32 protein-coding genes and 1 pseudogene are annotated in these 25,008 nt (G+C 59.2%); 15 read left to right on the top strand and 18 right to left on the bottom strand.

Annotation, left to right across the window (positions count from 1 at the left end):
* Window positions 1-42 precede the first annotated feature (42 nt).
* From V8J82_RS20735 to V8J82_RS20725, 3 genes are all read left to right on the top strand, one after another.
* Window positions 43-258 (top strand): putative signal transducing protein, encoded by a 216-nt coding sequence (locus V8J82_RS20735; RefSeq protein ID WP_339978339.1) that lies wholly within the window; start codon window positions 43-45, stop codon window positions 256-258.
* The gene (locus tag V8J82_RS20730; RefSeq protein WP_339978337.1) at window positions 258-989 is read left to right on the top strand and encodes a tRNA1(Val) (adenine(37)-N6)-methyltransferase; all 732 of its coding nucleotides are present in this window, start codon (window positions 258-260) and stop codon (window positions 987-989) included. Before V8J82_RS20735 ends, V8J82_RS20730 begins: the two co-directional genes overlap by 1 nt.
* A 108-nt stretch (window positions 990-1,097) precedes the next feature.
* A complete protein-coding gene (locus V8J82_RS20725; RefSeq protein WP_339978335.1) occupies window positions 1,098-1,262 on the top strand; it encodes a YdcH family protein in 165 nt (54 codons plus the stop codon).
* A 93-nt stretch (window positions 1,263-1,355) separates the two neighbouring features.
* Here V8J82_RS20725 and V8J82_RS20720 read toward each other — a convergent pair whose 3' ends face one another.
* The 5 genes from V8J82_RS20720 to V8J82_RS20700 all read right to left on the bottom strand — a co-directional run bounded on the left by V8J82_RS20720 (window position 1,356) and on the right by V8J82_RS20700 (window position 6,958).
* Window positions 1,356-2,303, bottom strand: coding sequence for a transcriptional regulator GcvA (locus V8J82_RS20720; RefSeq protein WP_339978333.1), 948 nt, complete (start codon window positions 2,301-2,303; stop codon window positions 1,356-1,358).
* A gap of 640 nt (window positions 2,304-2,943) precedes the next feature.
* The gene (gene yddG, locus V8J82_RS20715) at window positions 2,944-3,819 is read right to left on the bottom strand and encodes an aromatic amino acid exporter YddG (RefSeq protein WP_339978331.1); all 876 of its coding nucleotides are present in this window, start codon (window positions 3,817-3,819) and stop codon (window positions 2,944-2,946) included.
* A gap of 145 nt (window positions 3,820-3,964) precedes the next feature.
* Entirely contained in the window at window positions 3,965-4,687 is a 723-nt protein-coding gene (gene phbB / locus V8J82_RS20710; protein WP_339978329.1) for an acetoacetyl-CoA reductase, read from the bottom strand.
* A gap of 96 nt (window positions 4,688-4,783) precedes the next feature.
* Complete coding sequence (locus V8J82_RS20705; protein ID WP_339978327.1) at window positions 4,784-5,959, bottom strand: acetyl-CoA C-acetyltransferase; 1,176 nt, start codon at window positions 5,957-5,959, stop codon at window positions 4,784-4,786.
* A 168-nt stretch (window positions 5,960-6,127) separates the two neighbouring features.
* Window positions 6,128-6,958: an EAL domain-containing protein gene (locus V8J82_RS20700; protein ID WP_339978325.1), complete on the bottom strand. Its 831-nt coding sequence runs from the start codon at window positions 6,956-6,958 to the stop codon at window positions 6,128-6,130.
* Window positions 6,959-7,060: 102 nt separating this feature from the next.
* On the opposite strand from V8J82_RS20700, the gene V8J82_RS20695 reads away from it, so the two are divergent.
* Window positions 7,061-7,645: a DNA-3-methyladenine glycosylase I gene (locus V8J82_RS20695; RefSeq protein ID WP_339978323.1), complete on the top strand. Its 585-nt coding sequence runs from the start codon at window positions 7,061-7,063 to the stop codon at window positions 7,643-7,645.
* Between the two features lie 76 nt (window positions 7,646-7,721).
* Here the strand turns inward: V8J82_RS20695 and V8J82_RS20690 are convergent, their stop codons facing one another.
* On the bottom strand, window positions 7,722-8,270 hold the full coding sequence (locus V8J82_RS20690; RefSeq protein ID WP_339978321.1) for a TlpA family protein disulfide reductase: 549 nt from the start codon (window positions 8,268-8,270) through the stop codon (window positions 7,722-7,724).
* 42 nt (window positions 8,271-8,312) lie between these two features.
* Here V8J82_RS20690 and argH point away from each other — a divergent pair, with 42 nt between their 5' ends.
* The 4 genes from argH (at window position 8,313) to V8J82_RS20670 (ending at window position 11,657) form a co-directional block, all read left to right on the top strand.
* Window positions 8,313-9,743 carry an argininosuccinate lyase gene (argH, locus tag V8J82_RS20685; RefSeq protein ID WP_339978319.1) on the top strand — a complete coding sequence of 477 codons (1,431 nt, stop codon included), beginning with the start codon at window positions 8,313-8,315 and terminating at the stop codon, window positions 9,741-9,743.
* 83 nt (window positions 9,744-9,826) lie between these two features.
* Window positions 9,827-9,979 (top strand): argininosuccinate lyase, encoded by a 153-nt coding sequence (locus V8J82_RS20680; protein ID WP_339978317.1) that lies wholly within the window; start codon window positions 9,827-9,829, stop codon window positions 9,977-9,979.
* Between the two features lie 114 nt (window positions 9,980-10,093).
* Window positions 10,094-10,564: a transcription elongation factor GreA gene (gene greA / locus V8J82_RS20675; protein ID WP_339978315.1), complete on the top strand. Its 471-nt coding sequence runs from the start codon at window positions 10,094-10,096 to the stop codon at window positions 10,562-10,564.
* A gap of 52 nt (window positions 10,565-10,616) precedes the next feature.
* Window positions 10,617-11,657, top strand: a complete 1,041-nt coding sequence (locus V8J82_RS20670; RefSeq protein ID WP_339978313.1) for a hypothetical protein — start codon at window positions 10,617-10,619, stop codon at window positions 11,655-11,657.
* On the opposite strand, the pseudogene V8J82_RS20665 reads toward V8J82_RS20670, so the two are convergent.
* From V8J82_RS20665 to ispH, 10 genes and pseudogenes are all read right to left on the bottom strand, one after another.
* A pseudogene (locus V8J82_RS20665) lies at window positions 11,654-12,277 on the bottom strand (trimeric intracellular cation channel family protein). The gene V8J82_RS20670 and the pseudogene V8J82_RS20665 sit on opposite strands and share 4 nt — an antisense overlap.
* Complete coding sequence (locus tag V8J82_RS20660; protein WP_339978311.1) at window positions 12,274-12,684, bottom strand: NUDIX hydrolase; 411 nt, start codon at window positions 12,682-12,684, stop codon at window positions 12,274-12,276. The pseudogene V8J82_RS20665 and the gene V8J82_RS20660 overlap by 4 nt, the downstream one beginning before the upstream one ends.
* Window positions 12,677-13,150 carry a ribonuclease HI gene (gene rnhA / locus V8J82_RS20655; protein ID WP_339978309.1) on the bottom strand — a complete coding sequence of 158 codons (474 nt, stop codon included), beginning with the start codon at window positions 13,148-13,150 and terminating at the stop codon, window positions 12,677-12,679. Before rnhA ends, V8J82_RS20660 begins: the two co-directional genes overlap by 8 nt.
* On the bottom strand, window positions 13,143-13,748 hold the full coding sequence (locus V8J82_RS20650) for a class I SAM-dependent DNA methyltransferase (RefSeq protein ID WP_339978307.1): 606 nt from the start codon (window positions 13,746-13,748) through the stop codon (window positions 13,143-13,145). Before V8J82_RS20650 ends, rnhA begins: the two co-directional genes overlap by 8 nt.
* Window positions 13,745-14,206 carry a DUF3429 domain-containing protein gene (locus V8J82_RS20645; RefSeq protein WP_339978305.1) on the bottom strand — a complete coding sequence of 154 codons (462 nt, stop codon included), beginning with the start codon at window positions 14,204-14,206 and terminating at the stop codon, window positions 13,745-13,747. The genes V8J82_RS20650 and V8J82_RS20645 overlap by 4 nt, the downstream gene beginning before the upstream one ends.
* 248 nt (window positions 14,207-14,454) lie before the next feature.
* Window positions 14,455-15,069: a LysE family translocator gene (locus V8J82_RS20640; RefSeq protein ID WP_339978303.1), complete on the bottom strand. Its 615-nt coding sequence runs from the start codon at window positions 15,067-15,069 to the stop codon at window positions 14,455-14,457.
* Window positions 15,070-15,207: 138 nt separating this feature from the next.
* Window positions 15,208-15,402 (bottom strand): hypothetical protein, encoded by a 195-nt coding sequence (locus tag V8J82_RS20635; protein WP_339978301.1) that lies wholly within the window; start codon window positions 15,400-15,402, stop codon window positions 15,208-15,210.
* A 262-nt stretch (window positions 15,403-15,664) separates the two neighbouring features.
* Entirely contained in the window at window positions 15,665-16,324 is a 660-nt protein-coding gene (locus V8J82_RS20630) for a 2-hydroxychromene-2-carboxylate isomerase (RefSeq protein ID WP_339978299.1), read from the bottom strand.
* Window positions 16,325-16,380: 56 nt separating this feature from the next.
* Window positions 16,381-16,728, bottom strand: a complete 348-nt coding sequence (locus V8J82_RS20625) for a hypothetical protein (RefSeq protein WP_339978297.1) — start codon at window positions 16,726-16,728, stop codon at window positions 16,381-16,383.
* Between the two features lie 3 nt (window positions 16,729-16,731).
* Window positions 16,732-17,682: a 4-hydroxy-3-methylbut-2-enyl diphosphate reductase gene (ispH, locus tag V8J82_RS20620; protein ID WP_339978295.1), complete on the bottom strand. Its 951-nt coding sequence runs from the start codon at window positions 17,680-17,682 to the stop codon at window positions 16,732-16,734.
* Between the two features lie 134 nt (window positions 17,683-17,816).
* Here ispH and V8J82_RS20615 point away from each other — a divergent pair, with 134 nt between their 5' ends.
* On the top strand, window positions 17,817-18,353 hold the full coding sequence (locus V8J82_RS20615; RefSeq protein WP_339978293.1) for a peroxiredoxin-like family protein: 537 nt from the start codon (window positions 17,817-17,819) through the stop codon (window positions 18,351-18,353).
* Here the strand turns inward: V8J82_RS20615 and V8J82_RS20610 are convergent.
* The gene (locus V8J82_RS20610) at window positions 18,350-18,937 is read right to left on the bottom strand and encodes a TetR/AcrR family transcriptional regulator (protein WP_339978291.1); all 588 of its coding nucleotides are present in this window, start codon (window positions 18,935-18,937) and stop codon (window positions 18,350-18,352) included. The two genes, V8J82_RS20615 and V8J82_RS20610, sit on opposite strands and share 4 nt — an antisense overlap.
* A 101-nt stretch (window positions 18,938-19,038) precedes the next feature.
* Between V8J82_RS20610 and V8J82_RS20605 the strand changes: the two genes are divergently transcribed.
* Window positions 19,039-19,536, top strand: a complete 498-nt coding sequence (locus V8J82_RS20605; RefSeq protein WP_339978289.1) for an anthrone oxygenase family protein — start codon at window positions 19,039-19,041, stop codon at window positions 19,534-19,536.
* A gap of 62 nt (window positions 19,537-19,598) precedes the next feature.
* On the opposite strand, the gene V8J82_RS20600 is transcribed toward V8J82_RS20605, so the two are convergent.
* Window positions 19,599-20,174, bottom strand: a complete 576-nt coding sequence (locus tag V8J82_RS20600; RefSeq protein ID WP_339978287.1) for a LabA-like NYN domain-containing protein — start codon at window positions 20,172-20,174, stop codon at window positions 19,599-19,601.
* A 115-nt stretch (window positions 20,175-20,289) separates the two neighbouring features.
* Between V8J82_RS20600 and folK the strand changes: the two genes are divergently transcribed.
* The 5 genes from folK to V8J82_RS20575 all read left to right on the top strand — a co-directional run bounded on the left by folK (window position 20,290) and on the right by V8J82_RS20575 (window position 24,953).
* Window positions 20,290-20,910 carry a 2-amino-4-hydroxy-6-hydroxymethyldihydropteridine diphosphokinase gene (gene folK / locus V8J82_RS20595; RefSeq protein ID WP_339978285.1) on the top strand — a complete coding sequence of 207 codons (621 nt, stop codon included), beginning with the start codon at window positions 20,290-20,292 and terminating at the stop codon, window positions 20,908-20,910.
* Window positions 20,911-20,971: 61 nt separating this feature from the next.
* Window positions 20,972-21,325 carry a DNA-directed RNA polymerase subunit omega gene (gene rpoZ / locus V8J82_RS20590; protein ID WP_339978283.1) on the top strand — a complete coding sequence of 118 codons (354 nt, stop codon included), beginning with the start codon at window positions 20,972-20,974 and terminating at the stop codon, window positions 21,323-21,325.
* Window positions 21,322-23,490 carry a RelA/SpoT family protein gene (locus V8J82_RS20585; protein ID WP_339978281.1) on the top strand — a complete coding sequence of 723 codons (2,169 nt, stop codon included), beginning with the start codon at window positions 21,322-21,324 and terminating at the stop codon, window positions 23,488-23,490. The genes rpoZ and V8J82_RS20585 overlap by 4 nt, the downstream gene beginning before the upstream one ends.
* A gap of 62 nt (window positions 23,491-23,552) precedes the next feature.
* Window positions 23,553-24,185 (top strand): DUF2062 domain-containing protein, encoded by a 633-nt coding sequence (locus tag V8J82_RS20580; RefSeq protein ID WP_339978279.1) that lies wholly within the window; start codon window positions 23,553-23,555, stop codon window positions 24,183-24,185.
* Between the two features lie 6 nt (window positions 24,186-24,191).
* Window positions 24,192-24,953, top strand: coding sequence for a pyridoxine 5'-phosphate synthase (locus tag V8J82_RS20575; RefSeq protein WP_339978277.1), 762 nt, complete (start codon window positions 24,192-24,194; stop codon window positions 24,951-24,953).
* Window positions 24,954-25,008 lie beyond the last annotated feature (55 nt).

Genomic DNA, 25,008 nt, shown 5'->3' with positions numbered 1-25,008 from the left:
CCCTATCTCGACACCGGGGGCGCGGCATCCTACGTGTCAGATATGCTTGAAGTTTTGCGCAGCAATGATCCGACTGTAATTGCCTTCGCCTCGGCGCTTCTGTCTGGCGAGGATATAGAGGTGTTCACGATGGACGTCCATATGAGCAGCCTGGAAGGATCCATTGGCATTTTGCCGCGTCGGCTGATGGTGCGACGTGAAGATGCGCATCGGGCGCGGGTGGCTCTGCGCGACAACGAGTTGCCGGTTTCCGAGTGATGTTGGACGACGACGCGCTGACCCATGACGCCTTTTTGGGCGGTGAGGTGCAGGCGTGGCAGCCCAAGCGCGGCTATCGCGCAGGCGTCGATCCGGTGCTGCTGGCGGCGGCCTGCCCCGCACAACCTGGCGACAGCGTTCTGGATTTGGGTTGTGGCGTCGGTGTCGCGGGCCTGTGCGTCGCGGCGCGGGTGACTGGTGTTGTCTTGCGCGGGGTGGAGCGGCAGCCGCATTATGCGGCACTCGCCGCGCGGAATGGTGTTGATGTGACCTGTGCCGATCTTGCCGACTTGCCCACAGATATGCGCCGATTGAGCTTTGACCATGTGATCATGAACCCGCCCTATTACGGGCAGGGCACGGCCTCGGAGGATGCCGGGCGGACCGGCGCATTGCGTGAGGACACGCCGCTTCCGGTATGGGGATCGGTGGCGCGGGCGCGGTTGCGGCCTAAGGGGTGGTTGACGTTAATTCATATGGCAGAGCGCTTGCCGGATGTGTTGGCGGCCCTGGATGGGTTTGGTGACATCGCGGTCCGGCCTTTGGCACCCAGGACAGGTCGCGACGCGACCCGCATTGTGCTGCGCGCTCGGAAAAGCAGCCGCGGCACGTTCAGGCTACTTGCTCCAATTCTTATACATGAAGGTGATACTCACCTCGCCGATGGGGATGATTATTCTGCAACAGCCCGGGCGATCCTGCGCGATTGTGCTCCGTTGGTTTTTGAGTAACCCGTTATTTCCATAGCTTTTTACTCGTTTACCTTTGCGCGCGTGACAAGACTCGATTCTTGTGCTGCACTTTCATGTGCAAACCGCAACCATCGAGAGGAGAACCATATGTCGTTAGGCGCCCATCTTCAGGAACTCAAGAAGAAGCACGCCACCCTCTCGGCCAAGGTCGAGGAAGCCCAACGCTCACCGGGTACCGATGACCTGGCCGTCCGTGAGTTGAAGAAAGAAAAGCTGAGGCTGAAAGAAGAGATTTCGCGCATCAGCGTGTAATTCCAAGCCTCGCCGCAGCGGTTGATTTGATATCAACTGGCTGCGGTCCGACCATGACCCAGCTTGGATGCCAGGCGGTCATTTCTCTAGTCGCTATTGCACCACATCTGCCGCTTCGATGAACGTCACCCCTTCGGCAAATTTGCCCAGGGATGCCGTTTCGGCCTGAACCCAATCGCGGAAGGCTTTCACTTGCGGCCGTGTTTCTGCGCCTTCAGGGCAGACGAATGTATAGCGCGCCTCGGTGCTCAGAGCGATTGGATAGGGTATGACAAGCCGCCCCTCTCGCAAGGCCCGTTCCGCCAAGGAAATGCGCCCCAACACCACACCGCCGCCCGCTTGAGCCGCATCTAGCGCGTGATCGGCTTGGGAAAACCGCGCACCCGCCGCGAAGCGCGGTGGCAGTTTGGCAGCCCGAAACCAGGCGGGCCAATCGACTGCGGGATCCAGAAAACGAATATCATCTTGGTGCAGCAACGGCGCGCGCGCGAGATCGGCAGGCGTTTGATATTGGGCGGCCAGGTCCGGCGTCATCATCGGCGTCATCCATTCGCTGATGATTGGCTGCGTGTAGAGACCGGGTTCGTTTTTCGGATATCCAAAGCGGATCGCGACATCCACATCATCGCGGCTGAAATCCATCACGCGCAATGTTGCTGAAAACCGCAGTTCGATCCCTGGATGATCTTGAGCAAATGCAAACAGACGAGGCGCCAACCACTTCGCGGTGAAGGCCGGTCCGGCAGTCACGGTTAGAGTGGACTGATCCACGGTGCGTCGCGCGGCGCGCCAGGCCGCTGCCAATGCCGTGAACCCATCAGCCGCGCCGGGTGCAAGCGCGGTGCCTGCATCCGTTAGCTCTACGGCACGGTTCAAGCGGCGGAACAATGGCGCGCCCAGATGCTCTTCCAATGACTTGATCTGAAACGAAAGGGCAGCGGGTGTGACATTTAACTCCGCGGCGGCTTTTGCGAAGCTCATATGTCGCGCAGCGGCGTCAAAGGCGCGCAGGGCGGTAAGGGGTGGAAGACGATCTGACATGTACAGTTAAGTACAGCTTATGTGAACGCCATGAAAGTCTCGTTTGTCGCTTGAGCGGCTTTTGGCCATGTTAGGCCCATCACGCCACACTATCCGAAAGGACATGGAGATGTTTTTCTACAGCACCATCAACCCCGCTACTCGTACTGCCATTTTGAAAGCCCGCGCCGAACGCGGTAAGGCTTTGGGTGAGGTTTGGGGCTTCTTGACCCGTCGCAGCTAACCAACCGTAAACTTGCATTTGGTGGGCATCGGGGTTTCGACCTTTGCAATACTACAGCAAGACAAAGCGTTTATATAAGTTGGGTCGATCCTCCCACAGAAGGCAGAATTGCTATGCTTGATTACGCAAACGATCCCATGATGCTGAAAGTTCTGCGCCAAGCGCAACACGAGCGGAGCCGGATCATCCGCAAAATGGTCGCGTCACTGTTCCGTCGTCACTAAGCATTGCACCTGGCGAGAGGCCGGGTTGCATGAAAGACATTTGTTCTGCTTTGATGGCTGATATACGTGGCCTCTTTCTGTCAACGTAGCTTCGGATAATTAAGATGTTCTTTACCTTACCTCAAATCCAGTTGGCGCGGTCCGCACGGATGCGCCGCGACCAAGCCGCTCAAGCTCTTGCCCGTACGAATGGCTATTTGATGAGCCTGCGCTGAGCGCGGGCTGATCCCAGGGCCGCCAGACCTGCACCGCCAGCGATCAGCGCCGCAGCCAGGAGGAGGCTGGGGCGCGGATCTGCCAGGCCGGCGACAATCAAGATGAGTGTGGAGAAGAGGGGCGCGGCATAGCTGCTGGCGCCCAGGAGTTGTATGTCGCCATTCTTCATTCCGATGTCCCAGACATAGAAGGCCAGCCCAACCGGCCCGAGGCCAAGCCCGACGATGGCGAGCCAACCTGCCGGCGCGGCAGGCCAATAGGTGGTTTCAAAGATCAAATGGGCGGGTAACGATAACACAGCTGTGGCGAGGCAAAAGACTGCGACACTTTCTGTGGGGATGGCGCCTAGACGCCGGGACAGCACAGAATACCCCGACCATGTGAGCGCGCAGAGACCGGCGAGGATCAGGCCGATGCCGCCGGTAAAGCCATCCGGCCCTGGCGCCACGATCAATGCAGCGCCGGAAAATGCAATACAGGCGCCGAGGATATGCAATGGCCCAAGGCGCTCTCCGGGCAATAAGCCAGAGAATAATACGATCAAAAGCGGCCAGAGATAGGCGATGAGACTCGCCTCTGCAGGTGGCGCAAGGCGCAACGCACTGAAATAGAGCGCGTGATAGCCGAACAGCCCGATGGTTCCAAACAGATAGACGCGCAGCGGCACGGCGTGAAGTTTGTGCCATCCCCCTGTGGCCGTGACCCAACTCACGCCAAGCGCGCCACCCAGGGCAAATGTCAGTGCGTTCAGCAGGAATGGCGGGACAGGGGCCGTTCCAACAGTGAATAGAGCCAAGAGCGCCCAGAGAAGGACGGCGACGAAGCCAATGGAGGTGGATGTGCGGCGGGTCATGGCGCAGGCCTAGTGGAGTTTAATTGGCTGGAAAAGCCCTGGCCGTGGCAGACGGCCCAACCGCCCTCCCACGTCCGCCACGGCCAGCGCGCATAAGAAAGGCCTCCGGTCTAACGGAGGCCTTTCGTTTTTGGTTTGGATGTCGCTAGACGAAGAATTGCGCGCCGTTGGCAGAGATCGTCGAGCCATTGATGAAGCCGCTCTCGTCAGAGGCGAGGAAGCAGACGCAGCGTGCGATCTCCTCGGGCTCGCCCAGGCGGCCTGCGGGGATTTGGCCGATGATCGATTCGCGCACCTTTTCCGGAACAGCCATGACCATCTCGGTCGCGATGTAGCCCGGGCAGATCGCGTTTGCGGTGATGCCGGCGCGCGCGCCCTCTTGGGCCAGTGACTTCACGATACCCAGATCACCCGCTTTCGTTGCAGCATAGTTCACCTGCGCGAACTGACCTTTTTGCCCGTTGATCGACGAGATGACGATAACACGGCCGAATTTGCGCTCGCGCATGCCGGGCCAGACCGGATGCACGGTGTTGAATACGCCGGTCAGGTTTGTGTCGATGACCTGCTGCCATTGCTCAGGCGTCATTTTGTGGAAGGGCGCATCGCGGGTGATGCCAGCATTGGCGACCACCACTTCAATGGGGCCGAGATCGGCTTCGACCTGTTGAATACCCGCCTTGGAGCTGTCGTAGTCGGCCACGTTCCATTTGTAGGTCTTGATGCCCGTCTCCGCAGTGAACTTTGCGGCGGCTTCATCATTCCCGGCATAGGTCGCGGCGACTTCGTAGCCGTCGGCTTTCAGGGCCTTGGAAATGGCTTCGCCAATGCCACGGCTTCCGCCGGTGACCAGTGCGACTCGTCCCATGTCTCTCTCCTTATGGGTGTATCGTTGGAAGGTTGTTAGGATAATGCAAAGCGCTGCGCAACATTATTGCGCAGCGCTTTGCCTATCATCATCCAATCAGTCGCGCTCGACGCAGAGGGCGACGCCCATGCCGCCGCCGATGCACAGCGTGGCAAGGCCTTTCTTGGCATCCCGGCGCTGCATCTCGAACAGGAGCGTGTTCAGGACACGACAGCCGGAGGCGCCAATTGGGTGGCCAATCGCGATGGCGCCGCCGTTGACGTTCACGATTTCCGGATCCCACCCCATATCCTTGTTCACGGCACAGGCCTGCGCGGCAAAGGCTTCGTTGGCCTCGACAAGCTCCAGATCCTCGACCTTCCAGCCCGCTTTTTCCAACGCTTTGCGCGACGCATAGATAGGGCCGACCCCCATGATCGAGGGGTCCAGACCCGCCGTCGCGTAGGAGGCGATACGGGCCAGCGGCTGGATGCCGCGTTTTTCGGCATCATCGGCGGACATGAGAAGGGTCGCGGCCGCGCCGTCGTTCAGGCCCGAAGCATTTGCCGCAGTGACCGAACCGTCCTTGGTGAAGGCCGGGCGCAGTTTTTGCATCGCCTCCATCGTGGCACCATGGCGTATGTATTCGTCATTCTCGACGACGATATCGCCCTTGCGGTTCGGCACAGTCACGGCCGTGATCTCATCGGCGAATTTCCCAGCCTTCTGGGCGGCTTCAGCCTTATTCTGCGAGGCGACAGCGAATTCATCCTGCATCTCGCGCGAGATTTGCCATTTCTCGGCAACGTTCTCGGCAGTTTGACCCATGTGGTACCCATTGAAAGCGTCCCACAACCCGTCACGGATCATTGTGTCGATGTATTTCATATCGCCCATTTTCTGACCCTGGCGCAGCGCAGCCGCGTGGGGTGACATCGACATGTTTTCCTGGCCACCGGCGACGACGATGGATGCATCGCCAAGCATGATGTGTTGCGCGCCGAGGGCAACCGCGCGCAGGCCCGAGCCGCAAACCTGGTTGATGCCCCATGCGGCGCTTTCCTGTGGCAGGCCGGCATTGATATGCGCTTGACGGGCCGGGTTTTGGCCCTGTGCGGCGGTCAGGACTTGTCCAAGAATGGTTTCAGAGACCTCGCCCTTATCGACGCCTGCGCGGTCGACGACGGCTTCGATCACAATCTTGCCCAGGTCATGGGCGGCTGTGTTTGCGAAAGAGCCGAGGAAACTGCCAACCGGGGTTCGTGCGGCCGAGGCGATGACGACATGTGTCATAAGAAGGAGTCCTTTCCTGTCCTGACCGGGGGATTGGATAACTGACCGGCCAACGTCCGTATTTGAGACGGCGTTTACCTGTGACGCAAGGGAAGCATCAACTGACACGGTGTCTCAGGCCTGTCAGGACAGGTAGACATGTATGCGCAATTGAGTGGATTGAGAACCCTAGCCGACCTTAGCGACGCCGCCTGTCGCGGCTTCCGGCAATTTCAGCGAGGGAGCGCCGTAATAGTAGCCCTGAAGGCAATCGACACCGGCATTCACAAGCCATTGTGCTTCCCGCCCCGATTCGACCGCCTCGGCGACGACGAGCATGTCGAAATGCCGGGCGAGGGAAATCAGCGCTTCGGTCAGGACCTGATTGTCGGCATCGTCGGCGACATCTCGGGAGAACTGACCATCAATCTTGAGAATGTCGAAATAGAACGTCTTGAAATAGCGAAAGGCGGTATATCCCGCGCCGAAATCATCCAAAGCGAAGGTGATACCCTTGCTTTGCATGTCGTCCATAAAGGCCGATACGATCTCTGGCATCAGGACGACCGAGCTTTCCGTAATTTCCAGGATCAGACGTTCGACCACGTGCGGATCGTCCCGCAAAAACCTGCGCATGATCCGCATCCAGCGTGGGTAACCCACAGATCGCGCTGACATATTTACCGATAGGCGTAGGCGCGGATGAGCTTTTAACGCGGTCAGGCCCATCAGCAATGAGGCGCAGTCGATCTGGCGGCCGACATCCGTGTCTTCGACGGCGTCCATGAAATCGCGGGCCGGAATGATGCGCCCTGTTTCATCCAGGATCCGCATCAGGCCTTCATAAAATGCAACGCCTTGGCCGTCGGCGCGGACGATGGGTTGAAAGGCCAGTCGCAGGTTGCCTTGCTGCACGGCATTTTTGACCATTGTGAACGTGTTTCGGTCGCGCAGCGTGATGGCTGCATCGAGCGGGCTTTCCATGCCCGGTTCGACGAAATCCTCATCCCTGGTGCGCATAATCTGACTCCGACGCCGCATTGTTCCCCAGAGTGATGGCGCGCTAGCGTTTAAGGAACGATGAAGGGTAGCGTTTGTCTAAAATGGGAAGGATCTAGACGGATGTGTGATGGGAAAACGGGCCGTTGCGGCTGGTGCGGCGAGGATCCGATTTACGTGGCTTATCACGATACCGAGTGGGGCGTGCCGGAATATGACAGCCGCGCATTGTGGGAAAAGCTGATCCTCGATGGGTTTCAGGCCGGATTGGCCTGGATCACCATTTTGCGCAAACGCGATGCGTTTCGGACCGCGTTCGAGGGGTTCGATCCGAACATCATAGCAGAATGGAACGACGCGGATGTCGCTCGTTTGCTTGGCGATGCCGGGATCGTGCGGCATCGTGGAAAGATCGAGGCAGCGATTGGCAATGCGCGCGCCTGGCAGGTGATCGAGGCGCGGGGTGGCTTCGATACGTTTGTGTGGGATTTTGTCGAGGGGACGCCTTTGGTGAACGCATTCGAGACGCTGGGCGATGTTCCAGCCGCCACCGAGATGTCCGAACGCATGTCGAAAGAGTTGAAGAAGGTGGGGTTTCGATTTTGCGGCCCGACCATTGTCTATGCATGGCTACAAGCCTGCGGCGTTGTAAATGATCACCTGACGGGCTGCTTTCGCCGAGACGAGGTCGCGGCGTTGGCGCGTTAGAGCGTTTAAGTTGGGGGTGCTGGCCCCATCTTTTGAGCAATTCGGCCGATCGAGCGGCGCTCTAGCCCGGTCTCGACTAGCTGTTGTTGTCGAGCAGCGTCTCAATAACGGCGATGGCCTCGGGGCTGGACCAATCGGCGTCGCCACGTAGACGCGCGATCTCTTGTCCGTCCGGATTGAGGATCACGGTAATGGGCAGCCCGAACACACCCATCTCACGCGCGATCTGTTGGTTAATGTCGCGATATTGTGGCAGATCGGTGATGCCTTCCTCTTCGAAGAAACGGCGGATCGCCTGTGGAGGATTGCGGCCCGTTGCCAGGGTCACAACGTTAAAATCCTCGCCGCCGAGTGTTTGCTGAAGAGTCTGGAGCGAAGGCATTTCTTCGCGGCAGGGGGCACACCAGGTGGCCCAGAAATTCAGCACCACGTAATCGCCCGCATAATCGGCCAGAGCGCCCTGCGTCTCTTCGGTGACCAGATAGGGCGCAGCAGACGCGTCGACGGGTACCTCATGGACGACCAGTGCACGCATATAGCCAGTTAGCAGGTCTTCCGAGATGTCTTGTGCCGCGGCGCCATTTGCACCGAAGCCAGCGGCAATGTAAGCGGCTGTGACCAGCATTTTGCGAACCATCGGGTTCCCTTTCGACAAGGCGATTTCACTATGACCAAGCCGGGCGCTTCCGATCCCAAACCCTCTTCCGCCAACACGATGTGGGGCGGGCGTTTCGCCGATGGGCCGGACGCGATCATGGAGGCGATCAATGCCTCGATCGGGTTCGATCAGCGGATGGCACGGCAGGATATCGATGGCTCCCGGGCCCATGCAGCGATGTTGGCCGCAACAGGCATCGTAGAGACTAGCGATGTCGAGGCGATCCGGGAAGGTCTGCTCACGGTGTTGTCAGAGATCGAGGGCGGTTCCTTTGGTTTTTCGGCAGCGTTGGAAGACATTCATATGAATGTGGAATCTCGCCTGACCGAGATTGTGGGGCCTGCCGCGGGGCGGCTGCATACGGCGCGGTCGCGCAATGATCAGGTAGCGACTGATTTCAAGCTTTGGGTGCGTGATCAAATTGATGCGGCGGTCTCAGGTTTGGAGGCGCTTCAACGCGCGCTTTTGGGCCAGGCTGAGGCGGGCTCCGATTGGGTGATGCCGGGCTTCACCCATTTGCAGACCGCCCAGCCGGTCACGTGGGGCCACCACATGATGGCCTATGTTGAAATGTTGGGCCGCGATGTCAGCCGGATGCGTGATGCCCGCGCGCGGATGAACGAGGCGCCCCTGGGCGCGGCGGCATTGGCAGGCACGAGCTTTCCGATTGACCGTGACATGACCGCAGAGGCGCTAGGCTTTGATCGGCCTGCGGCCAACTCGCTGGATGCAGTCAGTGACCGTGACTTCGCCCTGGACTTTCTGTCTGCGGCCAGCATTTGCGCGATGCATCTCAGCCGGCTGGCCGAAGAACTGGTGATCTGGTCCAGTGCGCAGTTCCGCTTTGTGACACTCAGCGACCGGTTCTCGACCGGGTCTAGCATCATGCCGCAAAAGAAGAACCCTGATGCTGCCGAACTGATCCGCGCCAAGATTGGCCGGATTTTTGGGGCCAATGTCGCGCTAATGACGGTGATGAAGGGCCTGCCGCTGACCTATTCCAAAGACATGCAGGAGGACAAAGAGCAGGTCTTTGATGCAGCCGATAACCTGATGCTGGCGCTTGCGGCGATGGAGGGCATGGTGCGCGACATGCAGGCCAACCGCGACGCCTTGCGCGAGGCTGCGGCTACGGGATTCTCGACCGCGACGGATTTGGCAGATTGGTTGGTGCGTGTGCTTGATCTGCCGTTTCGTGAGGCGCACCACATCACCGGCAGCTTGGTGAAGCTGGCTGAAGACAAAGGCTGTGACCTGCCGGATCTGAGCCTCACCGATATGCAAAGCGTCCATGGTGGTATTACAGACGCGGTGTTTGAGGTGTTGGGGGTCGAGAATTCGGTGCGCTCACGGGTCTCCTATGGTGGCACGGCGCCCGAGCGGGTGCGTGAACAAATCGCCCGCTGGCGCGCCATTCTGGACAACCCGACATCGCGTTAGCCTGTCGTCGGATGCGGTTTTGTCTGGACGGCACGGCGCGAAGCGTTGATGGTTTGCCTATTCCCAAACGAAAGGGGCACGTCATGTACAAAACGATTGTTCTTTTGGCACTGACCGGATTGCTTGCGGCCTGTGGTGTCGATGGCGCGCCAATACCTCCGGATGAAGACGAAACGCCGCCTGTCGGTGTTGCCGTCACGGGGCAGGTTGAGGTCGGGATCGCGGGGTCGAGCTAAGCGCGATTCACGCGGCTCAAACCCAGTTGAACCCTGACGCGAACGCGCCTAACCTCTGACTTTCGTGGCGAGGTTTAGCCCCGCTTTAGCACGCTTTTGCAAGGCAGTTGAGTGATGGACAAGATCCCGATGACACCCTCGGGCCATAAGGCCCTGAACGAGGAACTCAAGCAGTTGAAATCTGTGGAACGCCCCGCGATCATCAAGGCGATTGCCGAGGCGCGTGAACACGGGGATCTGTCGGAGAATGCCGAATATCACTCCGCCAAGGAAAAGCAGTCCTTCATCGAGGGCCGCATCAAAGAGCTTGAGGGCATGATCAGTCTGGCGCAGGTCATCGATCCCAAAACGCTGTCTGGCCCGATCAAGTTTGGCGCCACCGTCGATTTGGTCGATGAAGAGACCGAAGAGGAAAAGACCTATCAGATCGTCGGTGAGGCCGAGGCGGATATCGAACGTGGGATGCTGAACATCAAGTCCCCGTTGGCCCGCGCCTTGATCGGCAAGGAAGAGGGCGATAGCGTCGAAGTGCGTACTCCTGGCGGGTCGAAGGACTATGAAATCGTCAAGATTTCGTATGTCTGATCGGCCAACGCGTCGCGGCGCATGATTGACGTTTCGCGATAAGGTTTTTGCGATGCCGTCCTCTGACCCAAACGCACAAGACATAACGTCCCCGCAGGCCACGCCGACGGCGTTGGATTTGGGTTTGTATGCGGGTGCGGATGCCGGGCCGCGGATCACCACGATCGAAGTTGTCGCCATTCTTATGTCACTGGCTTGGATCGCGGCGGTGGTCTTTTTGGGATTTGGCCAGGCTACGGATGATAATAGTTCGTGGTCTGTGCTGTCGATCATGGCCGTTGTTTTGCCATTGGCGTTGATTTGGGTGGCGGCGATGGCGGCGCGGACTGCTCGCGCGCTCCGGCAGGAGGCGGCGCGGCTGCAAGGCAGTATCGATGCGATGCGTGCGGCTTATGTGGAACAGCAACAGCGCGCGTCTATGGAGATGAAGCCGGAACTGGCGCAGAAGCTTGATGATTTGGTCGCTGCCCAGGCGGATACCGAAACGCGATTGGCGACGTTTACATCGCTGCGGTCTGCCGACCCGTCCGAGATGCGTGCCGCAGTGCCTCAGGTTGAGCCAGAGCCGGGCATGGCCTTGCCGCAACCCGCTTTGGACCTTGCACAGCCGATGGATAAAGAGCCCATTACGGTGGCCGATTTTATCCGGGCGCTGAATTTTCCAGAAAATGAGCATGACAAAGAAGGCTTTCGCACCCTGCGCCGCGCGCTGGAAGATCGGCAGACCGAACGCCTTATCCGTGCCAGCCAAGATGTGCTGACCTTGCTAAGCCAGGATGGCATCTACATGGATGATCTGCGCCCTGATCGCGCGCGGCCTGAAGTTTGGCGGCGATTTGCGCAAGGCGAACGCGGGCGCCCGATTGCGCAGCTCGGGGGAATCCATGACCGATCCTCGTTGGTGCTTGCCGCAGGTCGAATGCGCAAAGACCCGGTGTTTCGCGACGCCGTGCATCACTTCCTGCGCCATTTCGACCGGACCTTTATGGAATTCGAGAAAGGCGCGTCTGACGAAGATATTGTCTATCTCGCCGAGACGCGCACGGCGCGGGCTTTTATGCTTCTGGGGCGGGTGACCGGGACGTTCGACTAGCTGCGCGGCGGGCGTGGTTTGTAGACCGGCAGCGACCTTCCAAACAGCAGTGACCCGGCCGGTAGGCTGAAGGTGACGGTGATACACGCAATCGTCGGCACAAGCGGTGGCACCGCGAAAAATGAAGCAATCAAAGCCGCGCCTGCTCCTGCAAAGGCGGCTGTGATATAAAGCTCGCCCTGTTTCAGGATCAGCGGCACCTCATTGGCGACCACGTCACGCATCAACCCTCCGAACGTGCCGGTCAGAACATCCATCACAAGTGCCACGGATGCGTCTACCTCCATCCGACGTGCAACGGTGACGCCGGCCGCCACGGCGATGGCCAAGGCGGCGGCATCCAGCCAGATCAGCCACTTTAGGCGGCTTTCCAAACGATGCGCGGTGAAGAAAATCAAAAGCGCGGCGCCCGCAGCAATGGCGAGCGGCATCGGGTCGGCCATTCAAAAGACAGGGTCGCGATCAAGCAACAGATCGCGCAATGTGCCGCCAGCCACTGCGGTGAGCCCCACGAAGAAGATGAAGCCGACAAGGTCCAATTGCCCACGCGATGCGGCCGGCGCGCCGGTCAATGCGAAAATGCCCGCCGCCGCATAGTCGAGCGCGAGCGCTGTGATCATGACACAGGCTTTCCGGTGGCGAGCGCCCGAGCGATGGTATCCGCAGCGCGTTGAAACAAAGCAGCAGAGCCCTGTGGCGAGGGCGTCCCGAGAGGAAGCCAGAAAAACGCGAAATCGTGGCCGCCATCATCCTGGGTGCAATGAATCCAACTCTCAGGCAACGTGTCCGAGGTGGGACCCATCAGCCAGAAATGCCAGCGCTGGCTCGGTGTGATCCGGTCGCTATGTCCCAGATCGCGCGCCGGTGGCAGGCGCAAGCCGGATTCTTCGGCAAGTTCGCGGGATGCCGCATCCAGAGGAGTCTCGCCCAGTTCAATCCCGCCCTTCACAAGCTGACATCCGGCCAGGGGGTGACGAAAGACAAGCAATTCCTCACCGCGCAAGACGACCGGGCAAACCTTATCCATCCGCGCTGCGTTTGCTGGGCTTGAACGGTGCCATACCGGCGCGGGCCAGTTCGTCGGCCCGCTCATTTTCGGGGTGGCCCGCATGGCCCTTGACCCATTCCCACGTGACGTGGTGGCGGGCCGCCGCGTCATCCAAACGTTGCCAGAGATCGACGTTCTTTACCGGTTTTTTGGTGGAGGTTTTCCAACCATTCCGTTTCCAGCCATGTAGCCAACCGGTGATGCCATTCTTCACATAGGCGCTGTCGGTCACAATGGTCAGCCGGGCAGGTCGGTCCAGCGCCTCAAGCGCGGAAATCGCAGCCAAAAGCTCCATCCGGTTGTTGGTCGTTTCGGCTTCGCCACCTTTCAACTCGCGTTCCTTTACGATTGTCTCGCCATCTTTGGCTTGCATCAACGCGCCCCACCCACCAGGGCCGGGATTGCCGGAACAGGCACCATCGGTATAGGCGAATAGATCAGGCATCTCGGCGCGCCTGGATCAAAGCGTAGCTGTCATCAGAGCCCGATAGACCTTTTCCATTGCCGGTGACCGTATCAATCACGGTCAGCCCTGCATCGGTTAACATGGTGTGCAACTCGTCCACTGAAAAATAGCTATAGAAACGCCCGATTTCATCGCGTGCCTCGCCTTCACCGGTTTTCATTCCAAGAAAGAAAATCCCATCGGCTGTGAGCGCGCCGGCAAGCCGGGCCACATGATCTGCCACCGCGTCGCGCGGGGCATGAAGCAGGCTGAAGCTCGCCCAAATCCCATCATATACGCGGTTGCCCGGCAGGTCTTCAAAGGTGGCCATGCGGGCATCAATTCCCCTGGCAATGGCGGCGGCCACAAAGGCTTCGGTCGCATCCACGGCGTCCACGGCAAGTCCGGCTTTGGTCAGTGTCTCGGCTTGTAAACCTGGGCCGCAGCCCAGATCCAGCACGCGAGCGCCTTTGGGAAGCGCGTCGGCGAATGAATTCAGCGCCGCGATGTGTTCTGGCAACATCGGCACGGCTTCGTAGCGGTCGACGGACTGCTCATAGACGGCAAGCGTCTGGGCATCTGCATCTGTCTGGGTCATGGCAAAAACAGGAACCCGATTGTGAGGCAAAACACAACCACACCGGTCAGCAGAAGGCGGAGTGCCATCCACCAATCCGGTGCCAATCCGCGTCGGAGACAGGCCCAGTCAATGGCCAGAAGCCCGGAGAAGCCCGCGATCAGGGCGAGGATTTGTGCCGAGATTGGCGATGGCGTGAAGAAGAAGATCCAAAGCGCGGGCAGGACGGACAGGGTTAACCCGATCGGCATCCAGGTGCCGGAGCCTTTCGCAGCGAAGCCCCAGATCACGCCGGCCATGAAGCTGAGGATTATGGTGCCGTAGGTAACCAGCAGCTCCGGCCCGATGAAGGCGTTGGGGAGGCTTTCGGGTACCGGTAGGTATGTCAGGGCAAGTTCCACCGAGGAGGTCGCGCCCCAGAGAAAGGGGACAAGGCCAGCGAGGCCGAGCAGCAGGGCGGAGGTCGGGATGCGCGTCATGGAGTGGTATTTGGCGCGGTCTCGCATCGACGGCAAGGGGCTCTCATGGCGTGTCGCCCACCCGTCGACCCTGTTGCCCCGTGGCAAAACAAGGTTGGCCGTTGAATTGGCAATCGCCAAAGCTCGCCGCGTGTTTTGGGAGCGTAAGTTCGCCAACCATGTGATGCCAATATCTGCATTTGACCGTATTGCGGTGTTAGTACCGTTTCGACCTGGGCGCGGTTGGCTGGCGTGTGAACGCTAGCGCATTAGGCGCGCTCTAAGGCGAGCCGACCAGCAAGGATGGCGAAGATAGCGGCGAAAGAACGGTTCAGCCAAGCCATAGTGCGGGCGGAGCCGAGGATCCAGTTGCGGGCTTGGGCGGCGAACAGGCCGTAAAGCACAAAGACGGCAAACGTCATCGCCATGAAGACACTGCCCAGCAAAAGCGTTTCCTCTGTCACTGTCGCGGGATTGCCGCTGAGAAAAGGTGTGAGAAGCGACAAAAAGAAGATCGATAGCTTCGGATTTAGGATGTTGATCAGCGCGCCGCGGCGCGCAATGGCGAGGCCGGGTTCGGCGCTGGTACTGGGCTCGACACGAAGGGCGCCGCCCGATTTCAAAGCGGTCCAGGCGAGGTAGAGTAGATAAGCGACGCCTGCGAATTTGACGATGTTGAATAGAAGCGCCGAGGCATGCAGCACCGCGGCCAAGCCCAGGGTCGCCGCCAGCAAGTGCGGCACAATCCCAAGGGTGCAACCTAGTGCCGCCCAAAGCGATGCGCGACGCCCGCGACCAAGCCCCAAAGCCAGCGTGTAGATGACCCCGGTGCCGGGCGCGATGACGACGACAAAGGCCGTCAGGAGGAATTGCAGGCTGATCATCGGGACATTCCTTGTAGCGCATGGAAGGGAGGCGGTTCGAAAGACGCTGACATCGTTAGTGAAAATGCTATGCTGCACAAGCTTGATCAAACGCCCGGCGGGACGGTTACGGCAGGACGTATTCTCGGAGCGAAGCATTTAAACGGCAATGCGCGTGTCTTGAGTGATGCCCTTGGAAGAGCTGGAAGTTTTGCTGGGCAGCTTTTTGATTGTCTCTGTTGTCCATGCGAGCCAAACCGATGCATTTCGGGGCGCACTCGTAGTATCGATGGTCACGAGACTGGCGATGAATGGCAGGATCAGAATGTTTGCTAGATCAAACGGGTTCGGCATTCCAGAATTTTGGGCAAGCGATCTGAAATTTGGCAAGCTATGTGAGCGCAAGGTGCCGATCACGTCGGCTGGCGCTTTCGGATTGGCGAGATTGATGGGTTGGTCGCTGGATTCCTCCTCGACCCGGGTCTTTCCGAGCGCGTCGGGCCTCTATGCGTCGCATGTTACGTGATGATCCATGGCTCCGAATATAGCGTCCGTCTGGAACACTAGGGAAGGATCTGGCCGAGTCGCCCGGGTAATGGTCGGAGCCGTGATCACGCTATACCGAGGTGTCAGGTGACCCATCCACCGATGGATTGTGCCAGCATGCTGGGGCGAAAGGCTGATCCAATGCGCGCTCTACCAGGGCTAGATGATCCTGCCCGTAAAACGGGTCCCCATTCACGATGTAGGTGGGCGAGCCGAAGATGTCGTGGTCCTGCGCCCATTGATTATTTGCGGCGAGTTGCGCTTTCACCGGGGACGAAACCGCCTGCGCGAGCAGTATCTCGGGATCATGCCCAGCCTCTGCCGCAACACGCCTCAGAGCGGCTTCATCGGACAGGTCCATATCATCACGCCAATGCGCTTGAAGTAGCCGGTGCGCCATATCGTCGACGCCGCCGCCGCTGTCCCCGAGGGCGATGATCATGCCTGAGGCGAGGCTGTAATCGGCATCATGGGCTTTAGGACGATGGGCGATTACCGGTACCCCGCGAAACTCGGCCCACCGTTCGATCTCGCGCCCGAAGAAGTAGTCGACATGGGCCTGGCTCCGGTCGCGAAAGGGCAGACTGCCTTGCTTTTCGACGACCGGTGACAGCAGAATCGGGCGGTGAATCAATGTCGCGCCGTGGGCCGTGCAGATGCGTGATAGCTCCGCAGAGCCCAGATAGGCGAAGGCGGAATGCGCCGAATAAACATAAGTGATTTCGGTCATTGCCACAGAATGTTGATTGTTCTGTGAGGGTGCAAGCAGCTGATGCTGGACCGGGCTTAGCGCTTGAGAATCTTTTGCCAAAACGTACGGCTCGGAGGCTTGACCCCTCCATTCATCAGGCGCTGGCGCAGGATTTGATGCCATTCGTGCTCTGGCTGGTCCAGAAGGTCCCAGATCGGCCAGTCGGGCGACGCTTCGATGCGGTGCAAGATTGTCCAGTTGAGGCCGGAGGCGGTATCGCCGTTCGCGGGCAGCATGGACAGCAGCGCGGCGACATCGTCCCGGGTGGGATGCGCGGGAAGGGCGTCGATATAAGGATGCGCTTGCTCGATAAGCGCGAAGTCATCGTCACGGAGCGGCTTTCCGAGCGCGTGCAGCGCCTGGACGGAGGGGTGCAAAGCCATGAATCAAGCCGGTTCGCGCAACACGCGGGGCACCTTGAACTCGACGTTTTCTTGGGCCGTTTCAACCAATTCGACACTTACGTCATAGCGATCACGGAACGCATCGATGACCTCGTTGACCAGAACTTCAGGGGCTGAGGCGCCTGCTGTGATCCCAAGCGACGCAATGCCCTCTAAGGCGCGCCAGTCGATATCGGTGCCGCGCTGCACCAATTGTGCATAGCCGCAGCCGGCCCGCGCGCCGACTTCGACCAGCCGTTTGGAATTCGAGGAATTGGGCGCGCCGACGACCAACATCGCATCGGCTTTGGGCGCCATGGCCTTCACCGCCTCTTGCCGGTTGGTGGTGGCATAGCAGATGTCTTCTTTGTGGGGGCCGACGATGGCGGGGAAGCGCGCCTGAAGGGCCGCAACGATATCGGCGGTGTCGTCGACGCTGAGCGTGGTTTGGGTGACAAAGGCCAACCGCTCAGGATCGCGTACATCGACATGGGCGACATCGTCGACTGTTTCGACCAGCAGCACCTCGCCATCGGGCAACTGGCCCATGGTCCCAATCGTTTCGGGGTGGCCTTTGTGGCCGATCATGATCATCTGTAATCCGGCCTCGGCGTGGCGGGCGGCCTCGATATGAACCTTGCTGACCAGCGGGCAGGTCGCATCGACAAAGACCATCTCGCGGGCCTGGGCGGCTGCGGGAACGGATTTTGGGACGCCATGGGCGGAAAAGATCACCGGACGATCATTAGGGCAATCGTCCAGCTCTTCGACAAAGACCGCGCCTTTGTCGCGCAGATCGTCGACTACGAATTTGTTGTGAACAATCTCGTGACGGACATAGACCGGTGCGCCCCATTTCTGCAGTGCCATTTCAACGATCTTGATCGCGCGATCCACGCCCGCACAAAACCCGCGCGGTGCGGCGAGATAGATGGTTAGCGGCGGCTTTGTCATTGCGGATCTCCTATTATGCCAGAGGTAAGCCCTGCGCCGCGGGTCGTAAAGTGGTGCATCGGCGCAGGGGTCTCTGCGCATTGAAGCAAAATCCGCACCGTGCAGAGTGCAATCGACAAATGAGGAGATTGCCGATGTTGATGCCCAGACAGATTGTGCCCGACCTTTCCGTGCCGCTGGTCGGTGGCGGGGTCTTTGATTTGGCGGCCGAGGCCAATCCGCGTGGAACCATCGTGTGTTTCTATCGCGGCTTGCATTGCCCGCTTTGCGCCACCTACCTGACCGAGTTGGAAAAGCTGGTCGATGACTTTGCTGAGCGGGGTGTCGGGACCATCGCAATTTCCAGCGATGTCGAGGATCGCGCTTTGGGCATGAAGGACAAGATTGCCGCCAGTAAGCTGCGATTTGGCTATGATTTGTCGCTTGAGAAGGCGCGCGACTGGGGCCTGTACATCTCGACCTCTCGCGGCAAGACATCTATCGGGATCGAAGAACCAGTGCTTTTTGCCGAGCCGGGCTTGTTCTTAATCAACCCAGACCAGACGCTTTACTACATGTCTGTCCAGACCATGCCCTTCGTGCGCCCGCATTTCCGCGAATTGCTGGGAGCCGTCGATTTCGCGATCGCGAATGATTATCCCGCCCGCGGCGAATATGAGGGCGCTGTTTAGGCCGCGATGCGGCTTAAGGCGGCCAGTGCCGCTTCGCTTCGCGATGCGGTGTAGCCGGGGGTGGGCGTGTCCATCGCACCGGTCACTCGCCGGATCTGCAAGTCCCCGATCAACAGGGTCAGGTAAAGCTCCGCCAGATCCTCGGGCGAGCCGGATAGAGTCCCGTTTTGGACTGCCTGGCCCATGATGGAGGTGATCAGCGGCGCGACCACCTCACGTCCACCTTCAGATATTGCGCGCCCAAGATCACCTGACGGATCCGCGGCAGCGGCGCGGTTTAACGCCACGGCGCGGGGGCCCAGGACCATTCCAAGTAAGATCGGTCCGAGTTGTGCCAGTTGGTTCATCGGGGTGCCGCCAGACGCCTGTGCCAAGGCAATGCGCACTGTATCGGTGTTGCGTGCCACCAGAGCGGCCATCAGTCCCTTCTTGTCGCCGTACCAATTATAGAGTGTCTCGTTAGAGGCTTTCGCGGCGCGGGCGATTGCTTGAACGGATGTGCCCGCATACCCCCTTTCGCCGAGCATCCTATATGCCGCGTCCTCAATTTGCTTACGACGCGCCTCTTGTCGGGTCCGATCCATGGAGATCCTCCTTGACGCGAAACCGTAATTACAGTTACGGATATCAACAAGGCGTAATTGTAATTACGGATATTGAAGGGATCGTGGTAATGCACCTTGCGATGTTTGGATTCGGCGTTGTGTCGCTGCTTTTGGCAGGCGCGATCTTCGGCTTCTTCTACGCGTGGATTTGCTCGACAATGTGGGGGCTGGACGCGGCAGATCCCCGGATCGCGATTGCAGCCATGCAGGCGATGAATGAGTCGGTTCGCAATGCCGTTTTCGCGCCAGCATTTTTTGGAACACCGGTCGCTGTTCTGATCACTGCGTTTCTGGCCTATGGGTCGGGTTCACCGCGCGCAGCGATCATATTTGCCGCAGGCGGTGTATTGTATTTGGTTGGCGGATTGGGTCTCACCCTGGTGGTCAACGTGCCAATGAACGAGGCGTTGGCCAACGTCGCAATCCCAGAAGATTTGGCGCAGGCCGGAGCGATCTGGGCCGATTATTCGCCGCGTTGGCAGGTGTTCAACATCATTCGCACCGTAATATCGGGTGGAACGTTGCTCTTGGTCGGCGCTGGTTTGATGGCGTTGTCGCGACACGACTTGACTGCATAACCTTACGCAAAGGGACCGTCCTCGCTGATGGCGCGAGGACGGTTTTCGATCAGGATGCAGAACTATTCCGCGGTTTCTTCCACGCGCTCGCGCGGTTCCATCCGCGGCTCGCGTGGCGGACGGCCGATCACATCCTTCAGCTCTTCGAGCTCGATGAAGTTATCGGCCTGTCGGCGCAGATCATCGGCGATCATCGGCGGCTGGCTGCGAATGGTGCTGACCACCGATACACGACAGCCGCGCCGTTGAAGCGCTTCGACCAGCGGGCGGAAATCTCCATCACCGGAAAACAGCACGATATGATCAACGTGCCCAGCCATTTCCATGGCATCGACCGTCAGTTCGATATCCATGTTACCCTTCACCTTGCGCCGTCCCTGGCTGTCGGTGAATTCCTTGGCTGGCTTCGTGACCATGCTGAAGCCGTTGTAGTGCAACCAGTCGACCAGGGGCCGAATGGGTGAGTAGTCATCGTTTTCCAGCAGAGCCGTGTAGTAGAAAGCCCGCAGCAGTTTGCCGCGTTGCATAAACTCTTGCCGAAGGAGCTTGTAGTCGATGTCAAAGCCCAGAGCTTTGGCGGCGGCGTAGAGGTTGGAGCCGTCAATAAACAGCGCCAGCCTTTCATCCCGGTAAAACATACGGTGTCCAATACCCGTGAGTGAGTGTAATGCACCACACGCTTTAAGATGCCGGGAGTGAACCGGTGACGCATGACGCAGGTTAATAATTTACTATGGGGGCGAGGACACAGGGGTGCAAGTCAAGTTGTATACAGGTGGCCATAGAACTGCACTAGTTGCACTGGGTGCAAACCTTCATTCCGGCGGAAATCCGCCTGAAATCTCCGTCCCGTTGGCGATGGACACACTTGCGGCGCGAGTAGACGGATCTGTGCTGCGCAGCAGCCTTTACCACACACCTGCATTTCCAGCCGGGGCGGGGCCCCAATTCGTGAATGCGGCGATGCGCGTCGAATGGCATGGTGCGGCGGCGGATTTGTTGGCTGTGCTCCACGATGTCGAAGAAGAATTTGGACGCACCCGGTCCAATCGCTGGGAAGCGCGTGTCATGGACCTTGATCTTATAGGATTGGATGATGCGATCTTACCCGATCCAACCACCCGCGCCCGTTGGGCGAGTTTGACCCCGGAACAAGCTGCGCAAGTGATGCCAGATCAGCTGATCTTGCCCCATCCGCGCCTCGCGGAACGTGCTTTTGTGCTCGTTCCCTTGGCGGAGATCGCCGCGGATTGGGTTGATCCGGCTACCGGATTAAGCGTCGCCGCTATGCTGGATGCATTGCCCCCAGCCGAAATCGCGCAGATCCATCCCGTTTCGGACGCAACGCAACACCGCGAATCCGGTTGTCAATAGGCGCGGTCGGGCTTATGTAGCCCGCTCAAGCCCCTGATTGGTTTTCTTGCTGGAGTGTTCCATGGCCCGTGTCACGGTGGAAGATTGCGTTGATAAGGTTCCTAACCGGTTCGAACTGGTGATGCTCGCCTCGCACCGCGCGCGCGAGATCTCGGCGGGTGATCCGCTGACCATTGATCGCGACAACGATAAGAACCCCGTCGTTGCCTTGCGCGAAATTGCCGATGAGACCCAACAGGCCGAAGACCTGCGTGAGCGTCTGATCGAATCGCATCAGACCCAGATCGAGGTCGATGAGCCCGAAGAAGATGCGATGGCGTTGCTTCAGGGTGTTGAACAGGACCGTCCCGCGCAAGATGACATGAGCGAAGAGCAAATGTTGCGCGCGCTCATGGAAGCGCAGGGTCAGAAGTGACGGCGGAGGCTGGGCTTCAGCCCCTGGCCGGCGCCGACGACCATATCGACGCCGACGATCTGCTGAGCCTGGTCCGCAACTACAATCCAAAGACAAATGAGGCGCTGATTCGCAGCGCCTTTGAATATGGCCGTGAAATGCATGCGGGCCAGTTGCGCCATTCTGGCGAGCCCTACTTTACGCATCCGGTTGCCGTTGCCGCGATTTTGACGGAGCAAAGGCTGGACGATGCGACCATCGTAACTGCACTGCTGCATGACACGATTGAGGATACGCGTTCGACCTATAGTGAGGTTGTCGAGCGCTTCGGTCCTGAAATTGCCAAGCTGGTCGACGGCGTAACCAAGCTGACCAATCTGCAGCTGAGCAATCGCGAGAGCAAACAGGCCGAGAATTTTCGCAAGCTGTTCATGGCCATGTCCAAGGATTTGCGTGTGATCTTGGTCAAACTCGCTGACCGCCTGCACAACATGCGCACCATTCGGCATATGCGATCCGAAAAGCAGCGTCAGAAGGCGCAGGAAACCATGGATATCTATGCGCCTTTGGCCGGGCGTATGGGGATGCAGTGGATGCGCGAAGAGCTAGAGGATCTGTCATTCCGGGTGGTGAACCCTGAGGCGCGTTCTTCGATCTTGCGGCGGTTCATCACGCTGCAACGGGAAACCGGCGACGTGATCCCGAAGATCACCGACGATATCGAGGCGGTTCTGGATAAGCACGGGGTTCAGGCGCAGGTTTTTGGCCGCGCGAAAAAACCGTACTCGATCTGGCGTAAGATGCAGGACAAGAAGCTCGCCTTCAGCCGCTTGTCGGATATTTACGGCTTCCGGGTCATCGCGGAAACGGAAGACGATTGCTACCGGGTGCTTGGCGCGATCCACCAACGGTGGAAATCTGTCCCTGGCCGCTTCAAGGACTATATCAGTCAGCCGAAATCGAATGGCTATCGATCGATCCACACGACGGTTTCGGGGCGCGACGGCAAGCAGGTCGAGGTGCAGATCCGCACCCGTCAGATGCATGAGGTGGCCGAGGCAGGCGTGGCTGCCCACTGGTCCTACCGCGACGGGGTTCGCGCAGAAAACCCATTCGCCGTTGATCCGGCCAAATGGCTGGAGGCTCTGACGGAACGCTTTGAGAATGCCGAGGATCACGACGAATTTCTCGAACACGTGAAGCTCGAAATGTACTCCGACCAGGTGTTCTGCTTTACGCCCAAGGGGGATGTGGTGAAATTGCCGCGTGGGGCGACGCCGATTGATTTTGCCTATTCTATCCACACCCGCATCGGGCATTCCTGTGTCGGCGCAAAGGTCGACGGGCTGCGCGTGCCGCTTTGGACGCGGTTGAAAAACGGCCAATCGGTTGAGGTGATTACTGCTGAAGGCCAGTCACCTCAAGCCACCTGGATCGACATCGCGACCACAGGCCGTGCCAAAGCCGCGATCCGCCGTAGCCTGCGCGAGGTCGACCGCGGGCGCTACATCAAGCTGGGTCGTGAATTGGCGCGTGTGGCTTTCGAACAGGTTGACAAGAAAGCCAGCGACAAGGCCTTGGACACGGCTGCGAAGGCCCTGAATCTGGAAAGCGGAGAGGAAGTGCTGGCGCGCATCGGCTCCGCTGAGATGAGCGCGCGGGACGTCGTAGCGCAGCTTTATCCTGAAATTGCCGATAAGCGTGACGACGGCGTCATCGAAAGCAAACGCGCCGTGATCGGCCTGCCACCTGGCGCCAGGGCGCAGCGCGCGCAATGCTGTCAGGCGGTACCTGGCGAACGGATTGTGGGCATCACCTATCCGGGCAAAGGGCCGGTCGTGCATGCCATTGACTGCCCTGCGCTTGCGTCATTTGACGAATACCCCGAACGCTGGATCGACCTGCATTGGACCGAAGGCCGCCATGCCGCCGTTCACAATGTCACCGTGGATGTCACGATATCGAATGAAAATGGTATCCTGGGACGTATCTGCACGTTGATCGGCGAACAGAACGCGAATATCTCAGATCTGCATTTTATTGATCGGAAGCCGGATTTTTTCAGACTTTTGGTAGATTTAGATGTTCGTGACGCGGAACATCTACATGCTGTCATGATGGCGGTGGAGGCCGATTCGGATGTGGCCACACTAGATCGGTTCCGCAACCTGGACCGACGCCCATAACCGGTCCATATCTTGCGCCAGAGGGTGCCGCATAGGGCGGCCCCGCGACGGAGGGAACGCGCGTGTTCAGGCGCCGCGATTACAGACCCTGGTACCGTGTAGTCTTCGAGGCGCTGTGGCCGCGAGGCGGATGGTGGCGTGCCGCGCAATATGTTCAACATCGCATGCGGCGCTTGCCTGGAACGCCGGAACAAATCGCGCGCGGGATCTTTGCGGGCGCTTTTGTGGTCTTCACACCTTTCTTCGGCCTTCACTTCGTCCTGGCGGCGTTGCTGGCGCGTCTGATGCGCGGTTCGATCATTGCGTCATTGTTGGCAACCTTCATAGGTAATCCCCTGACCTATGTGCCGATCGGGATCATCTCTCTGCAACTGGGCCACTTCATGCTGGGGACCCGCCCGACGGGCGAGGTAAACGATTCCATGTTCGCGCGATTTGGCTATGCGGCGGCGGATCTTTGGCACAATTTCCTAGCGATGTTCACCGATGAGGTTGCCCATTGGAACGACCTGAAAGTGTTTTGGGATACGATCGTGTTCCCTTGGGCCGTCGGTGGTTTGATCCCCGGCATTCTGTGTGGGCTCATCTGCTACTACCTGAGCGTCCCGGTGATCCATGCCTATCAGAAAAGGCGTCTGGCTCAGTTACATAAGAAAATGGAAAAGCTGCGTAAGCAAGCAGAAGCGGCGGAGTAATCAGACATGGATAAGCTACGGCTGGGTGTAAATATCGACCACGTCGCAACCCTCCGCAACGCGCGCGGCGGGGCTCTACCTGATCCTGTACGTGCGGCGGTGACGGCTGAGGCGTCGGGCGCGGACGGGATCACGGCGCATTTGCGCGAGGATCGGCGCCATATTCGCGATGCCGATATTGCAGCGATCATGGAGGCTATCTCGATTCCGTTGAATTTCGAGATGGCCGCGACTGACGAGATGCAGGCGATTGCCTTGTCCCACAGCCCCCATGCGGCTTGTATTGTGCCCGAACGCCGCGAAGAGCGGACCACTGAAGGCGGCCTAGAGGTTGCAGCCGATCAGAACCGCCTGTCACATTACATCGGGCCTTTGAGCGATGCGGGTATCCGCGTGTCATTGTTCATTGCCGCTGATCCTGTGCAGATCGAAGCCGCCGCGCGGATTGGGGCGCCGGTGATCGAGTTGCATTCGGGCGCCTATACCGATTTCGACGCTGAGGAGAACATCGCGGCACGGGATGCCGAGCTTGCTCGCATCATTGATGGCGTAAAACGCGGCACCGATCTGGGGCTTGAGGTCCATGTGGGACACGGGCTGACCTATGATACGGTTGGTCCCATCGCCGCCCTGCCCGAAGTTGCGGAGCTGAATATAGGGCATTTCCTGATCGGCGAAGCGGTGTTTCTGGGTCTTGACGGTGCGATCACGCGGATGCGCGCAGCGATGGACGCCGCCCGGTCTTCAGGCGTGGCACCTTCCGCTTAGCCGTTGCGAACCCTCGCGTTTTCGGAAAGGGTTGACGCATCCGCCGTTCAGACCC

The organism is Gymnodinialimonas mytili, assembly GCF_037544085.1.
Lineage (GTDB): Bacteria > Pseudomonadota > Alphaproteobacteria > Rhodobacterales > Rhodobacteraceae > Gymnodinialimonas > Gymnodinialimonas mytili.
Note: the sequence above shows the minus strand (reverse complement) of the source record. Positions and strands in the feature narration are given on the sequence as shown.

What these genes read in the sequence shown, in the direction of transcription:
- V8J82_RS20605 (WP_339978289.1), top strand. Translation starts at nt 19,039, where the DNA reads ATGTTTGGATTCGGCGTTGTGTCGCTGCTTTTGGCAGGCGCGATCTTC.
- rpoZ (WP_339978283.1), top strand. Translation starts at nt 20,972, where the DNA reads ATGGCCCGTGTCACGGTGGAAGATTGCGTTGATAAGGTTCCTAACCGG.
- V8J82_RS20600 (WP_339978287.1), bottom strand. Translation starts at nt 20,174, where the DNA reads ATGTTTTACCGGGATGAAAGGCTGGCGCTGTTTATTGACGGCTCCAAC.
- V8J82_RS20730 (WP_339978337.1), top strand. Translation starts at nt 258, where the DNA reads ATGTTGGACGACGACGCGCTGACCCATGACGCCTTTTTGGGCGGTGAG.
- V8J82_RS20735 (WP_339978339.1), top strand. Translation starts at nt 43, where the DNA reads ATGCTTGAAGTTTTGCGCAGCAATGATCCGACTGTAATTGCCTTCGCC.
- V8J82_RS20725 (WP_339978335.1), top strand. Translation starts at nt 1,098, where the DNA reads ATGTCGTTAGGCGCCCATCTTCAGGAACTCAAGAAGAAGCACGCCACC.
- V8J82_RS20640 (WP_339978303.1), bottom strand. Translation starts at nt 15,069, where the DNA reads ATGATCAGCCTGCAATTCCTCCTGACGGCCTTTGTCGTCGTCATCGCG.
- phbB (WP_339978329.1), bottom strand. Translation starts at nt 4,687, where the DNA reads ATGGGACGAGTCGCACTGGTCACCGGCGGAAGCCGTGGCATTGGCGAA.
- V8J82_RS20615 (WP_339978293.1), top strand. Translation starts at nt 17,817, where the DNA reads ATGTTGATGCCCAGACAGATTGTGCCCGACCTTTCCGTGCCGCTGGTC.
- V8J82_RS20575 (WP_339978277.1), top strand. Translation starts at nt 24,192, where the DNA reads ATGGATAAGCTACGGCTGGGTGTAAATATCGACCACGTCGCAACCCTC.
- V8J82_RS20700 (WP_339978325.1), bottom strand. Translation starts at nt 6,958, where the DNA reads ATGCGCACCAGGGATGAGGATTTCGTCGAACCGGGCATGGAAAGCCCG.
- V8J82_RS20695 (WP_339978323.1), top strand. Translation starts at nt 7,061, where the DNA reads ATGTGTGATGGGAAAACGGGCCGTTGCGGCTGGTGCGGCGAGGATCCG.
- greA (WP_339978315.1), top strand. Translation starts at nt 10,094, where the DNA reads ATGGACAAGATCCCGATGACACCCTCGGGCCATAAGGCCCTGAACGAG.
- V8J82_RS20690 (WP_339978321.1), bottom strand. Translation starts at nt 8,270, where the DNA reads ATGCTGGTCACAGCCGCTTACATTGCCGCTGGCTTCGGTGCAAATGGC.
- V8J82_RS20680 (WP_339978317.1), top strand. Translation starts at nt 9,827, where the DNA reads ATGTACAAAACGATTGTTCTTTTGGCACTGACCGGATTGCTTGCGGCC.
- rnhA (WP_339978309.1), bottom strand. Translation starts at nt 13,150, where the DNA reads ATGCCTGATCTATTCGCCTATACCGATGGTGCCTGTTCCGGCAATCCC.
- V8J82_RS20610 (WP_339978291.1), bottom strand. Translation starts at nt 18,937, where the DNA reads ATGGATCGGACCCGACAAGAGGCGCGTCGTAAGCAAATTGAGGACGCG.
- V8J82_RS20670 (WP_339978313.1), top strand. Translation starts at nt 10,617, where the DNA reads ATGCCGTCCTCTGACCCAAACGCACAAGACATAACGTCCCCGCAGGCC.
- V8J82_RS20645 (WP_339978305.1), bottom strand. Translation starts at nt 14,206, where the DNA reads ATGACGCGCATCCCGACCTCCGCCCTGCTGCTCGGCCTCGCTGGCCTT.
- yddG (WP_339978331.1), bottom strand. Translation starts at nt 3,819, where the DNA reads ATGACCCGCCGCACATCCACCTCCATTGGCTTCGTCGCCGTCCTTCTC.
- ispH (WP_339978295.1), bottom strand. Translation starts at nt 17,682, where the DNA reads ATGACAAAGCCGCCGCTAACCATCTATCTCGCCGCACCGCGCGGGTTT.
- V8J82_RS20625 (WP_339978297.1), bottom strand. Translation starts at nt 16,728, where the DNA reads ATGGCTTTGCACCCCTCCGTCCAGGCGCTGCACGCGCTCGGAAAGCCG.
- V8J82_RS20635 (WP_339978301.1), bottom strand. Translation starts at nt 15,402, where the DNA reads ATGCCGAACCCGTTTGATCTAGCAAACATTCTGATCCTGCCATTCATC.
- V8J82_RS20660 (WP_339978311.1), bottom strand. Translation starts at nt 12,684, where the DNA reads ATGGATAAGGTTTGCCCGGTCGTCTTGCGCGGTGAGGAATTGCTTGTC.
- argH (WP_339978319.1), top strand. Translation starts at nt 8,313, where the DNA reads ATGACCAAGCCGGGCGCTTCCGATCCCAAACCCTCTTCCGCCAACACG.
- V8J82_RS20650 (WP_339978307.1), bottom strand. Translation starts at nt 13,748, where the DNA reads ATGACCCAGACAGATGCAGATGCCCAGACGCTTGCCGTCTATGAGCAG.
- V8J82_RS20630 (WP_339978299.1), bottom strand. Translation starts at nt 16,324, where the DNA reads ATGACCGAAATCACTTATGTTTATTCGGCGCATTCCGCCTTCGCCTAT.
- V8J82_RS20720 (WP_339978333.1), bottom strand. Translation starts at nt 2,303, where the DNA reads ATGTCAGATCGTCTTCCACCCCTTACCGCCCTGCGCGCCTTTGACGCC.
- V8J82_RS20705 (WP_339978327.1), bottom strand. Translation starts at nt 5,959, where the DNA reads ATGACACATGTCGTCATCGCCTCGGCCGCACGAACCCCGGTTGGCAGT.